At 66.0% G+C, this 11493-nt stretch carries 12 protein-coding genes; 1 reads left to right on the top strand and 11 read right to left on the bottom strand.

Annotated features, from left to right (window positions below; all coding sequences use genetic code 11):
* Positions 1-81 precede the first annotated feature (81 nt).
* Positions 82-1659 carry a histidine ammonia-lyase gene (hutH, locus tag AC4D1W_RS03160; protein ID WP_490897788.1) on the top strand — a complete coding sequence of 526 codons (1578 nt, stop codon included), beginning with the start codon at positions 82-84 and terminating at the stop codon, positions 1657-1659.
* A gap of 99 nt (positions 1660-1758) precedes the next feature.
* Here hutH and AC4D1W_RS03155 read toward each other — a convergent pair whose 3' ends face one another.
* The 11 genes from AC4D1W_RS03155 to AC4D1W_RS03105 all read right to left on the bottom strand — a co-directional run bounded on the left by AC4D1W_RS03155 (position 1759) and on the right by AC4D1W_RS03105 (position 11445).
* On the bottom strand, positions 1759-2301 hold the full coding sequence (locus tag AC4D1W_RS03155; RefSeq protein ID WP_490897787.1) for an AMIN-like domain-containing (lipo)protein: 543 nt from the start codon (positions 2299-2301) through the stop codon (positions 1759-1761).
* 177 nt (positions 2302-2478) lie between these two features.
* Positions 2479-3666 (bottom strand): cation:proton antiporter, encoded by a 1188-nt coding sequence (locus tag AC4D1W_RS03150; protein ID WP_490890771.1) that lies wholly within the window; start codon positions 3664-3666, stop codon positions 2479-2481.
* A gap of 7 nt (positions 3667-3673) precedes the next feature.
* Positions 3674-4156, bottom strand: coding sequence for a cation:proton antiporter regulatory subunit (locus AC4D1W_RS03145; protein WP_490890770.1), 483 nt, complete (start codon positions 4154-4156; stop codon positions 3674-3676).
* Between the two features lie 98 nt (positions 4157-4254).
* Positions 4255-5361 carry an NAD(P)/FAD-dependent oxidoreductase gene (locus tag AC4D1W_RS03140; RefSeq protein WP_490897786.1) on the bottom strand — a complete coding sequence of 369 codons (1107 nt, stop codon included), beginning with the start codon at positions 5359-5361 and terminating at the stop codon, positions 4255-4257.
* Between the two features lie 34 nt (positions 5362-5395).
* Entirely contained in the window at positions 5396-6142 is a 747-nt protein-coding gene (locus AC4D1W_RS03135) for a hypothetical protein (RefSeq protein ID WP_490897785.1), read from the bottom strand.
* The gene (locus tag AC4D1W_RS03130) at positions 6139-7026 is read right to left on the bottom strand and encodes an aminoglycoside phosphotransferase family protein (protein ID WP_490897784.1); all 888 of its coding nucleotides are present in this window, start codon (positions 7024-7026) and stop codon (positions 6139-6141) included. The genes AC4D1W_RS03135 and AC4D1W_RS03130 overlap by 4 nt, the downstream gene beginning before the upstream one ends.
* Before the next feature lie 38 nt (positions 7027-7064).
* The gene (gene gatB, locus AC4D1W_RS03125) at positions 7065-8579 is read right to left on the bottom strand and encodes an Asp-tRNA(Asn)/Glu-tRNA(Gln) amidotransferase subunit GatB (protein ID WP_490890766.1); all 1515 of its coding nucleotides are present in this window, start codon (positions 8577-8579) and stop codon (positions 7065-7067) included.
* Positions 8580-10079 carry an Asp-tRNA(Asn)/Glu-tRNA(Gln) amidotransferase subunit GatA gene (gene gatA / locus AC4D1W_RS03120; RefSeq protein WP_490890765.1) on the bottom strand — a complete coding sequence of 500 codons (1500 nt, stop codon included), beginning with the start codon at positions 10077-10079 and terminating at the stop codon, positions 8580-8582.
* 3 nt (positions 10080-10082) lie between these two features.
* Entirely contained in the window at positions 10083-10379 is a 297-nt protein-coding gene (gatC, locus tag AC4D1W_RS03115; RefSeq protein WP_490890764.1) for an Asp-tRNA(Asn)/Glu-tRNA(Gln) amidotransferase subunit GatC, read from the bottom strand.
* Positions 10380-10418: 39 nt separating this feature from the next.
* Positions 10419-10946 carry a GNAT family N-acetyltransferase gene (locus AC4D1W_RS03110; protein WP_490897783.1) on the bottom strand — a complete coding sequence of 176 codons (528 nt, stop codon included), beginning with the start codon at positions 10944-10946 and terminating at the stop codon, positions 10419-10421.
* A gap of 7 nt (positions 10947-10953) precedes the next feature.
* Positions 10954-11445 (bottom strand): GNAT family N-acetyltransferase, encoded by a 492-nt coding sequence (locus tag AC4D1W_RS03105; RefSeq protein WP_490897782.1) that lies wholly within the window; start codon positions 11443-11445, stop codon positions 10954-10956.
* Positions 11446-11493 lie beyond the last annotated feature (48 nt).

Here is an 11493-nt window from a genome sequence, read left to right as displayed (position 1 = left end):
CAATTTGTATTTCACTTATTGAAACGCTCATTTCATTAGTTGGCAAGAGCGGGCGATCGCGGGATGGAAAGAGGACAGGGCATGCGAGACATAACCACGGTGAAGATAGGCCTCGAAGCACTGGCCGCCGCGGACGTCGTGGCCGTAGCGCGGCATGGCGCCCGGGTGGAGCTCAGCGAAGACTCGCTGGCCGCCATGGAAGGCAGCCGTTCAGTGATCGACTCCCTCATCGACGACCCCATCCCGCACTACGGCGTATCCACCGGCTTCGGTGCCCTCGCCACCAAGCACATCCCCGTCCAGGAGCGCACACACCTGCAGCGCAGCCTCATCAGGAGCCACGCGGCGTCTTCGGGCGCGGAAGTCGACCGGGAGGTGGTGCGCGGGCTGATGCTGGGCAGGCTCTCAACCATGGCCACCGGGCGGACGGGCGTGCGGCCGGTGGTCGCACAGACCTACGCGGACATGCTGAACGCGGGAATCACGCCGGTGATCGGTGAGTACGGGTCGCTCGGCTGCTCCGGCGACCTCGCCCCGCTCTCACACGTTGCGCTGGCACTCATGGGCGAAGGTGAGGCACGGAACGACGACGGCGTGCTGGTCCCTGCCGGCAAGGCCCTCGCTGCCGCCGGTATTGCCCCGGTGGAGTTGCGGGAGAAGGAGGGCCTCGCCCTCATTAACGGAACCGACGGTATGCTCGGCATGCTTGTTCTTGCCTCCGCCGATCTTCACCGGCTGCTGCGGACAGCGGACCTTGCCGCGGCCATGAGCGTGGAGGGGCTGCTGGGGACCGACAGCGTGTTCGCGGAGGACCTGCACCAGCTTCGCCCTCACCCGGGCCAGGTCACGTCCGCGGCGAACATCCGCCGGGTGCTCGCCGGGTCGCGGCTCATCGGCGAGCATGCCTCGGCCGAACGCAGCGCGCACCGGTTCACCCGGGTCCAGGACGCCTACTCGCTGCGCTGTGCGCCGCAGGTCCACGGCGCCGCGAGGGCAACGCTGGCCCACGTGGAGTCAGTTGCTGCGATTGAGCTGGGCTCCGCTATCGACAATCCGGTAGTCACCGTCGACGGGCGTGTCGAGTCGAACGGCAACTTCCATGGCGCGCCGATCGGCTACTCCCTCGACTTCCTCGCGATCGCCGTCGCGGACCTTGCCTCGATGAGCGAACGCCGCACGGACCGTTTCCTCGACAAGAGCCGCAATCACGGTCTCAACCCGTTCCTGGCACACGATCCGGGCGTGGATTCCGGCCACATGATCGCCCAGTACACGCAGGCTGGAATCGTGTCCGAGCTCAAGCGCCTGGCGGTACCGGCCTCGGTTGACTCCATTCCCTCCTCGGCCATGCAGGAGGACCACGTGTCGATGGGCTGGGCTGCGGGCCTGAAGCTGCGGCGCGCGCTGGATGGGCTGACGCGGGTGGTGGCTATCGAGCTGCTGACCGCGGCGCGTGCCCTCGACGCGCGCGACGGCGGACTCAGCACCTCCTGCAGTTCGGCCCCCATCCACGCCGCCCGCGCTGCCATCCGCGAGGTGGCCGAGGGACCGGGAACGGACCGGTACCTCGCACCGGAGATCGAAGCCGTGCGGAAGCTGGTGGAGGCTGGTGTGGTGCTTGCCGCCGTCGACCGCGTTCTGGACGAACCGCTGGCGTAGCTGCTCCTGCCGCCCTTCAGGTGCCGTAACAATGGCGCTCCGAGGAACTCGGAGCGCCATTATGTGACGGCACCGCTGGAGGGGTGGGGGCGGTAGCCCCTACCAGCGGTGGGCCACGTCGATAACCAGCCTGGATGAGGTTCCCGGTCCGTCGAGGGTGAAGACCCGGAACGGGAGGCGGGCGCGGACGCCGAGACCGAACGTTGTACGGCCCTCGAAGCTGTCCACGTAAGCCACCTGACGGAAGGTCGAGAAGCCTGCAACGTTGACCGCTTCTGACCTGATGACTGGGCTATAAGTTGGGTTGTATCGCCAGTCGTGGGCCGGCGCGTTGACGGTCACCTGGATGTCAGCCCCACCCCGGAGCGGGGTAGGCAGACCGGAGGTCCCGACGACGGCGTGCCGGTATCGGACGGTGTAGCCGGCGCCCTTGCCGCGCATATCGATCACGAGCCGATCGAAGCAGGCGTGGCGGCCGGCCCTCGCATTGACCACTGGCGCGCCCGTGTAGGCCGTGCTGGTCTTTGCGAGTGAGCCCCACGTGATTCCGCAGTAGGGAGCCGCGGAGGCGGGGCTTGGCGCTACCAGTCCGAATCCGACAATGAGGAGCAGACTCGCCAGCAGCGCACGGAGTGTGTGCATGATGCACCACCTTTCGAAGGGAATTGGTGGGATCATCGTAGGGCTGCACAAAAGAAGAAGATCCGGCCGGCAACCCATCGGCATTTAACCGTTACAGCTCGGGCAATAGCCCTTCGCTCACCCGCAGTTTCGACTACGAAATGCAATCATTCGGACACCGCAAAGTCACCCTCTGCGTTACGTGGCTGACGCGGTGCGGGTTCCTCTGCGCAGGAACAGGTTCATGGCGGGTTCGGCGAGCCGTGCCGCAATCGGTCCGCTGATCGCCATGAGCAGCACATAGGCTGTTGCAAGTGCGGCAAGCTCGTCGGTGACGGCTCCGGAGACAACCGCCAGGCCCGCGATCACGATGGAGAACTCACCTCGGGCAATCAGCGCGGCGCCGGCACGGGCACGGCCCAGCGGGCCGACTCCGCGGCGCTTCGCTGCCCACCAACCCGTAATCACCTTTGTCACGGCTGTGATTGCGGCCAGCAGCAACGCGTAGCCCAACACCGGCGGGATGGTCGAGGGATCAGTGTTCAGGCCGAAGACCACGAAGAAGATGGCCGCGAAGAGGTCACGCAGTGGCTCCAGGATGCGGGTGGCGTTGGTTGCAGTTGCACCGGAAATTGCGATGCCCAGCAGGAACGCTCCGACCGCAGCCGAGACCTGCATGGCCGAGGCAAACCCGGCAACGAGCAGCGCTCCACCGATCAGGGTCAGCAGAAAGACCTCGCGATCCTTCGAATCGACGATCGCGGACACGGTGTTGCCGAACCGAAGGGCGATCACCAGGACCACGGTGACCACCACAAGCGAGACGCCGACCGCCTGAAGTCCGCCGGCGAAGCTCACTCCGGCAAGGACGGTCGTCAGAATGGGAAGGTACACGGCCATGGCCAGGTCCTCGAAGACAAGCAGGGAGAGGACAACCGGCGTCTCCCTGTTTCCGAGCCGCCCGAGGTCCGTCAACACCTTGGCGATGATGCCGGAGGACGAAATGTACGTCACGCCACCGAGGACCAGCGCACCAACAGGGCCCCAGCCCAGTGCCAGCGCTACCAGCGCGCCGGGCACGAAGTTCAGCAGGATATCCACCACGCCGGCCATCCAGGACTGCTTGAGTCCCGTCACCAGTTCCCCCGCTGTGTACTCGAGACCCAGCAGCAGGAGCAGAAGGATGACGCCGATCTCACTGGCGATCTCGCTGAACTCCTCGAGCCCCTCGAGTTCGACGAGGCCGCCCTGGCCGAAGAACAGGCCTCCGATCAGGTAGAGCGGGATGGGTGAGAGTCCGATCCGGCCCGCGAGCCGGGCAAGAAGACCCAGCCCAAGGAAAATAGCACCCAACTCGATGAGGACCAGCGCACTATGATTCCCCACGGGCGGCTCAGCCGCCGCGCAGAATCTCGGCGGCGGCGTCGAGCCCTTCGGACGTACCCACTGCGACCAGCAGATCACCTGCCCCGATAAGGAAGTCAGGAGTGGGTGATGCCTGCACCTGCCCCCGACGGAGAATCGCGACGATCGAGACGCCCGACCGGGTTCTCATCTTGGTGTCGCCGAGCTTCCGCCCGTCATACGGCGAATCCACCTCGATCAGGAACTGCCGCGTGTTGACCCCCGGCAGGTCCCGGTGTTCCTCAGTCAATTGCGCCACGAGCTGGTGTGCTCCCAGCAGGTTACCGAGGGTTGCTGCTTCCTCCGCCGTCAAGGGAATCGACGCCAGGCACGCATCCGGGTCATCGGCGCGGGACACAATGAGCTCCGTCTCGCCGTCACGCTGTATGACCGTTCCGATTCGCCTGCCTGACGCGGTTACGATGTCCTTCCGCACGCCAATCCCGGGCAGCGGAGTCTCTTCAAACTTCATGCTTGTACTTTAGTCCCGCCGGCACTGCCGGGATGCGGTGCGCTGTCCACCGACGGCGAAACCGCGCTCTTCAGCGATGCAGAACCGGTTGAGCTAGTTCACCGGGCGGCAGCGAGAGCCGACGTGAGGTCCAAGTCCGTGCCCGAATCTGCGCCGGTCCCGGCGATCAACGCGGCTGCCAGCTCTGCGATAGCCGACGACGTCTGGAACCCGTAGCCGCCCTGGCCCGCCAGCCAGAAGAATCCCTCAGCCTCCGGATCGAATCCTGCGACGGGAAGACCGTCTGCCACCTGGGTGCGCAGCCCGGTCCACGCCCGCATCACCGGCCCGATACCCAGTGAGGTGACGGCGTCCAGCCTGGTGATCAGGGCGTCAAGATCCTCCGGCCGGGGCTGCGCATCCTCCGGGGCGCTGGGAACCGTTTCGGCCGGCGAAATCAGCAGACCGTCGCCCTCCCGACGAAAGTAAAAGCTGTCATCCGCGGCCGCGACCATCGGTGAATCCGCAGCGGGAACGTTCCTCGCGGCGACAACCGCTGCCGTCCGCCGATACGGCCGTATTCCCTGCGTCGCCACCCCGGACAGGACGGCAAGTTCGTCAGCCCACGCGCCTGCCGCATTTACGACGACGCCGGCGTGCACCGCCTGCGAACCGGCACCGATTTCCCATGCCGTGCGCAACCGCTGGACCGAGTGGACGCGCGCACCGGTCAGGATCGTGGTGCCGCCTGCCTCGGCGCGGGCTCGGTGGTACTCCAGCAGCGCATCGGTGTTGCAGCCCACTGCGGTGGTGTCGAGCCCCGCGGCGTTGTAGCCCTGCTCCTCGGCGGCCGGTGCGATCTGCGGGCAGAGCCTGACCGCCTCGTCCCACGATATGCGTTCCATGGCGCCGCTCGCACGGGCGGCGACGTCTTGCTCGGAGCCGATCAGCATGAAACTGCGTGGCGACAGCACCGGCACGGGGAGGTCCTGTTCAAGTTCCCGGATGAGGCTGAGGGTCCGCTCGGTCAGTATTCGAATGACTTCGGGACCGTAACTGGGGATGAGCTGCCGGGCCGACCGGGAGGAGGTGTGGTAGGCAAGGGAATGCTCCGCCTCGACGAGGATGACCCTTGTCTCCGCGCGGTCATCCCCAGCCAGAGCAGACGCGAGCGAGAGTCCCGCGATACCGCCGCCCACGATCACAACGTCTGCTGTCTCAGTCATTGCGCTCCTGTTTCCTCTCCCTCAGCCAACGCGGCTATCCCTCCACCAGTGCGACGCACAGCACTGAGGCGTCGTCGGCAGCTTCACCGATCTCGTCCTGTGTGGTGCGCAGCATCAGCATAAGCTCCTGCGCCCCCATCGGTGTCTGTACCGCCTCGAGGAACTCCTCCGGTCCGCTCACGAGCCCGAGATCGACCGCCCGCCACGCGCCGTCGGACGCGAGCGCCACTGTGTGGGCCGGCTCCAGTGTTGCCAGCCGGGCGTGTTCGGCTGCGGCCGGTTCGCGGCGGGCCACCCACACGCCATCCGGTGTGTTCCGGACCAACCGTGCCTGACGCAGCTGCTCGTGTGACCATGACGATCCTCCCAGCGCCTGTCCCACGTGCTTCACTTCCCCGTTGTTCAGGGCGGCGACTACATGGCAGTCGGCGAGGCTGAGGACGGAGAGGGCGCCGTCGTCGTCGGTTGTCACGAGCGAGACCGCGGCGCTCGGGAAGCGCTGGGACTCGGTGCCCACCAGCTGGCGGCCGATCTCGTCGACCTTGGCCAGTGCCGCGGCCAGAACGGTGCGGGGATTGGCCGGCCCTGTGCTTCCCGCCAGCGCGAGCCCGAGTACCTGCGCGTACCAGAAAGGATTGGACGCGCCGGGGAGGTCGAGTTCGTCAAGCAGGGAGGTTGCGCCGTCAACCATCCAGGCGGTGTTGGCGCGGTAGCCGCAGGCATCTTCCATCACATGGTTGTCGCCTTCGGCCTGGACGCGGGAGACGTGGGTGAAGTTCATCGGGCGTGCCCTTCGTCGTTCAGTACTTCATCCAGAATGCGGGTGCCCATGGTTTTGAACACCGGGGAGTCGTCAGATGTTGCCGCCATGGCCGAGGCCATGCACAGCGCCCAGCCGCGTGCCCGCTGCCAGGTTGCGTCGTCGGGACGGCGTTCGCTGTTGATGGTTTCGATGAAGGCGCGCCGGCCGGTCCGGTCGAAGACGAGCCAGGCCGCGGCGAGGTCGGTGGCGGGATCTCCCGAGGTCAGGTCGCCGAAGTCGAGGACACCGGCGAGCCTCCCCTGCGCGTCAAGAAGAAGGTTCGCGGCATGCAGGTCGCCGTGGAGCCAAAGCGGCGGCCCGGTCCACTCGGGCTGATTCCGCAGGACGCGCCAGAGATCGAGGACTTCGCGGGAGAGTCCGGCTGCGGCGATCCGTTGCTCTACTGCCGCGTCCCGAGTGGACAGCGGCACTCCCCGGACGGGGTTGCGCGGGGCATCAGCGGGTGCCGGGCGGTGGAAATCGTTGACGAACCGCGCCAGATCGACGGCGGCGTGTGAGCGGCGGGCGGGTTCTGCGTGCGCTGCCAGCGCTCCCTCCACCCAGCGCGTGATGGTCCAGTACCAGGGAAAGTACGACGACGGAGCGCCCGTCCGCACGGGAACAGGGGTAACCGCCTCGAGCCCCCGGCTCAGTTCCGGGAGCCAGCGCTGCTCATTGCGGATGAGCTGCGCCGCCGCCTGCCGACGTGGCAGGCGGACGGCGAGGTTGTCCCCGAGCCGGAAGATCGCGTTGTCCCAGCCGTTGGCAGCCAGGGTGAGCGGCAGTCCGGCCAGATCGGGGTGCTGCTCGGAGACCAGGCGCAGGACAAGCTCAGTTGAGATGTCCACCTCCGCTGCCGGCATGTTCGCCAACGCTGGTGCCCCCGCCCAGTGCGCCTTCGCTACCCTTCGACGCCGAGGCGTTCGAGAATCAGCTGGCGCACCCGGCCGGCGTCTGCCTGGCCGCGGGTCGCCTTCATGACGCCGCCGACGATGGCCCCGACAGCCTGCAGCTTTCCGCCGCGGATCTTGTCCGCGACATCGGGCTGCGCGGCGAGGGCGCCGTCGATTGCTTCCAGCAGTGCCCCGTCATCCGACACGACCTCGAGGCCGCGCTGGGCCACCACTTCGGTGGGAGTGCCTTCGCCGGCGAGAACGCCGTCCAGCACCTCGCGGGAGAGCTTGTCGTTGATTTTGCCGGCGTCGATCAGGCCCTGCAGCTCCACGATCAGCGCAGGCGTCACACCCAGCTCCGCCGGTTCGATGTCGGCGACCTTGGCCCGGCGGGAAATTTCACCCATCCACCACTTGCGCGCGGTCGCGGGCTTCACGCCTGCAGCAACGGTCTCCTCGATTGCGTCCATGACGCCGGCATTGACGACGTCGCGGAACTCTGCGTCCGAATAGCCCCAGTCGGCCTGCAGACGCTTGCGGCGGGCGGCAGGAGGTTCGGGGAGTTCGCTGCGGAGCTTCTCGATCCAGGCGTCGTCGGTGACCACGGGCACCAGATCCGGCTCCGGGAAGTAACGGTAGTCATCGGCGTCGGACTTGGGGCGCCCCGCCGTCGTCGACCGGGTGTCTTCGTGCCAGTGGCGGGTTTCCTGCGTGATGGTGCCACCGCCGTCAAGCACAGCGGCGTGGCGCTGGATCTCGTAGCGGACCGCGTGTTCGACCGCACGGAGCGAGTTCACGTTCTTGGTCTCAGTGCGCGTACCGAACTTCTCCCGGCCCTTGGGCTTGAGGGAGACGTTCGCGTCGCAGCGGACGTTGCCTCGTTCCATGCGGGCATCGGATACGCCGAGGTTCTTCACGATCTCGCGGATGGCTGCGACGTAGGCCTTGGCCAGTTCCGGCGCGCGTTCGCCCGCGCCGACGATCGGCTTCGTGACGATCTCCACGAGGGGAACACCGGCACGGTTGTAGTCGACCAGCGAGAATTCGGCGCCCTGGATACGGCCGGTGGAGCCGCCCATGTGAGTGAGCTTGCCGGCGTCCTCCTCCATGTGTGCGCGTTCGATCTCGATGGTGAAGACGGTGCCGTCTGCGAGCTCGATGTCGATGGAACCGTCATAAGCGATCGGTTCGTCATACTGCGAGGTCTGGAAGTTCTTCGGCGTATCCGGGTAGAAGTAGTTCTTCCGGGCGAAGTGGCACTTCTCAGCGATCTTGCAGTTCAGCGCCAGGCCGATCTTGATCGAGGACTCGACGGCGACCCGGTTGATCACCGGGAGGACGCCGGGCAGGCCGAGGTCCACCGGCGTGACATTGGTGTTCGGCGTGTCTCCGAAGGCGTTCGGTGCCGAGGAAAACATTTTGGTCCGCGTATTCAGCTCAACGTGAACCTCGAACCCAAGCACCGGATCGAACTTCTCCATGGCCTCTTCGAAGGAGAGGATTTCGGCGGTTGCAGTACTCATTTACTTCACTCCAGCGATCTCGGGTGCCTGTGCCAGCAGGGGGCCGCCCCAGGTGTTTTCGAGCAGTGCTTCCAGTGCGGCGCCTGCCCGGTAGAGCCGTGCATCCTGGCGTGCGGGTGCCAGGAACTGGATGCCGACGGGAAGGCCGTCCGCGAGGCCGCCGGGCACGGAAATGCCCGGGATACCTGCCATGTTCGCGGGGATGGTCGCGACGTCGTTCAGGTACATGGCGAGCGGGTCGTCCAGCTTTTCCCCCAGCTTGAAGGCCGTGGTGGGCGAGGTGGGCGAGATCAGGACGTCGGCCTGGCCGAAGGCGGCGTCGAAGTCCCGCTGGATCAGGGTGCGGACCTTCTGTGCGGAGCCGTAGTAGGCGTCGTAGTAGCCGGCGCTAAGCGCGTAGGTGCCGAGGATGATGCGGCGCTTCACCTCGTCGCCGAAGCCTGCCGCGCGGGTGGCGCCCATGACGCGCTCGATCGTGGGAGCGCCGTCGGGCACAACACGCAGACCGAAGCGGACGCCGTCGTACTTGGCAAGGTTGCTCGATGCCTCCGAGGGCATGATCAGGTAGTAGGCGCCCAGCGCGTACTTGAAGTTCGGGCAGGAAACTTCGACGACGTCGGCACCCGCCTGCCGCAGCAGGTCCAGTGCTTCGGTGAAGCGCGCCTGGACGCCGTCCTGGTAGCCCTCGCCCTGCAGTTCCTTGATGACTCCGATGCGCAGGCCCTTGACGTCGGCGTTGCGGGCGGCCTCGACGAGGGCGCCCACCGGGTCGGTGAGCGAGGTGGAGTCGTGCGGGTCGTGACCGCCGATGACCTCGTGGAGGAGTGCGGAGTCCAGAACGGTCCGCGATACGGGGCCGATCTGGTCCAGTGAGGAAGCCATGGCGATAGCGCCGTACCGGGAGACCCCGCCGTACGTCGGCTTGACGCCGACGGTGCCTGTGACGGCGCCGGGCTGGCGGATTGAGCCACCCGTATCGGTACCGAGAGCCAGCGGCGCTTCGAACGCAGCGACTGCCGCAGCCGATCCACCGCCGGAGCCGCCGGGGATCCGGTCAAGGTCCCAGGGGTTGCGGGTGGGACCATAAGCGGAATGCTCGGTGGAGGAACCCATGGCGAACTCGTCAAGGTTTGTCTTGCCGAGGATCGGCATCCTGGCATCTCGGAGCCGTCGGACGACGGTCGCGTCATAGGGGCTGTGCCATCCCTCGAGGATCTTTGACCCTGCCGTGGTGGGCTGGCCCTTGGTGACGATAAGGTCCTTGACGGCGATGGGGACGCCGGCGAGCGGGTGCATGGCGTCGCCGAGCGAGCGCTCCTTGTCCACCTCGGAAGCCACCCGAAGCGCCTCATCGGTGTTGACGTGGAGGAATGCGTTGATTGCAGGATCGACTTCGCCAATGCGGTCGAGGTGGGCCTGAACGGCTTCCACAGCCGAGACCTCGCGGGACGAAAGCTTCTCGGCCAGCTGGGCAGCGCTGAGCCTGGTGAGATCTGTCATGGTCTACTCCTCGTCCAGGATTGCGGGGACCTTGAAGCGGCCCGCTGCATTGTCGGGTGCGCCGCTGAGGGCTTCCTCGTTGGTGAGGGTCTCGCCGATGACGTCATCACGGTAGACGTTGCTGAGCTGGATGGGATGGCTGGTTGCCGGGACGTCGTCACCGGCCACTTCACTCACCGTCTTGATGGAGTCAACGATGACGGACAGCTCGCCGGTCATCCGCTCCAGTTCCTCGGCGCTCATGTCGATGTGGGCGAGCCGTGCCAGATGCGCGACGTCCTCACGGGTGATCTCGGGCATGTTTCTCCCCTTGCAATGTGAATGGATTCTGCCCCTAGTCTATGCGCGACCAGGAACAGTACTGTGCGCCTGCAGCGGCAGCCTGAAGACCCAGAGCTGGATGTCCTCGTCGGGAACCCACCAGTCACGACTCGGCACGCGCTCGAACCCCAGGGACTCATAGAGCCGGTGGGCACGCACCATGTCCGAACCGCTGGTCAGGCTGACTGCCTCAATTCCCTCCAGGCTGCGGGCGTAGTCGATGATCCACTCCACCATCCGCCGTCCGATGCCGCCCCGCTGCACGGTCGGGTCCACCGCGAGCATCCGGAACTCGAGTTCTCCGGCCAGCGCTATGTCGGTGTACCGCTGACCTTCGAAGGTGATGGCGAAGGAGCCGACGACGGCCCCGTCCTCCTCCGCAACCCACACCTCGGCGTGTTCGGCCCGGTGCTCCACATCGGCAAGGACCTGAACGTAGGGGTGGTCAGGGTCATTGAAGTAGCCCGCGTTGATGTAGGCGTCCCTGGTGATCCGGCGGACGTCATCGTAATCGTCGTTCACCACGCGGCGGATAATGAAGGTCATTCCTTTCCTACAATTGAAGCTTGTAGACATGGAGCGCGAAGGTTTCCGACAGCAGGAAATCCCGTTCGGGAATGCGGACGAAGTTCATGTCCTCGTAGAGTTTCCGCTGCCGGTCCATGTTTGGTCCGATGGTCAGGACCACCCCCGACAGATCGGGGTCCGTGCGCGCACGGTCAATAGCTGCCTCGACCAGCGCATGACCGACTCCCCTGTGCTGTTTGTCAGGCTCCACGGCGAGCATCCGCAACTCAAGCTCACCATCGTGGGCGACGTCGCTGAAGTCACCGCCCGGCCTGGTGAGGAACACCGAGCCCACAATCCTTCCGTCGGACTCCGCCACCAGCAGCGACGCACCCGCATACCCTTCCTCGATCCCCGCGAGGATATCGTTGTAGGCGTACTCGTCGTCGATGTACCCGGCATCCGAGTAGGCCTCGACAGTAATCCGCCGGATATCCCCCAGCTCACTGGGCTCTGCCTGCCTGACGGTAATGTCCACGGATGCCTCCTCGAGCGTTGAAACAATGATCAGAGTGTGTCAGATCAT

The sequence above is a fragment of the Arthrobacter sp. TJ-170 genome (assembly GCF_058269305.1).
The sequence above is the reverse complement of the archived record's forward strand: the minus strand, read 5'-3'. Positions and strand labels throughout refer to the sequence as shown.

Excerpts from the sequence above, each read along its gene's own strand:
- AC4D1W_RS03140 (WP_490897786.1), bottom strand. The coding sequence starts at position 5,361 with ATGACTGAGACAGCAGACGTTGTGATCGTGGGCGGCGGTATCGCGGGA.
- gatB (WP_490890766.1), bottom strand. The coding sequence starts at position 8,579 with ATGAGTACTGCAACCGCCGAAATCCTCTCCTTCGAAGAGGCCATGGAG.
- gatC (WP_490890764.1), bottom strand. The coding sequence starts at position 10,379 with ATGCCCGAGATCACCCGTGAGGACGTCGCGCATCTGGCACGGCTCGCC.
- AC4D1W_RS03145 (WP_490890770.1), bottom strand. The coding sequence starts at position 4,156 with ATGAAGTTTGAAGAGACTCCGCTGCCCGGGATTGGCGTGCGGAAGGAC.
- AC4D1W_RS03135 (WP_490897785.1), bottom strand. The coding sequence starts at position 6,142 with ATGAACTTCACCCACGTCTCCCGCGTCCAGGCCGAAGGCGACAACCAT.
- hutH (WP_490897788.1), top strand. The coding sequence starts at position 82 with ATGCGAGACATAACCACGGTGAAGATAGGCCTCGAAGCACTGGCCGCC.
- gatA (WP_490890765.1), bottom strand. The coding sequence starts at position 10,079 with ATGACAGATCTCACCAGGCTCAGCGCTGCCCAGCTGGCCGAGAAGCTT.
- AC4D1W_RS03155 (WP_490897787.1), bottom strand. The coding sequence starts at position 2,301 with ATGCACACACTCCGTGCGCTGCTGGCGAGTCTGCTCCTCATTGTCGGA.
- AC4D1W_RS03110 (WP_490897783.1), bottom strand. The coding sequence starts at position 10,946 with ATGACCTTCATTATCCGCCGCGTGGTGAACGACGATTACGATGACGTC.
- AC4D1W_RS03130 (WP_490897784.1), bottom strand. The coding sequence starts at position 7,026 with ATGCCGGCAGCGGAGGTGGACATCTCAACTGAGCTTGTCCTGCGCCTG.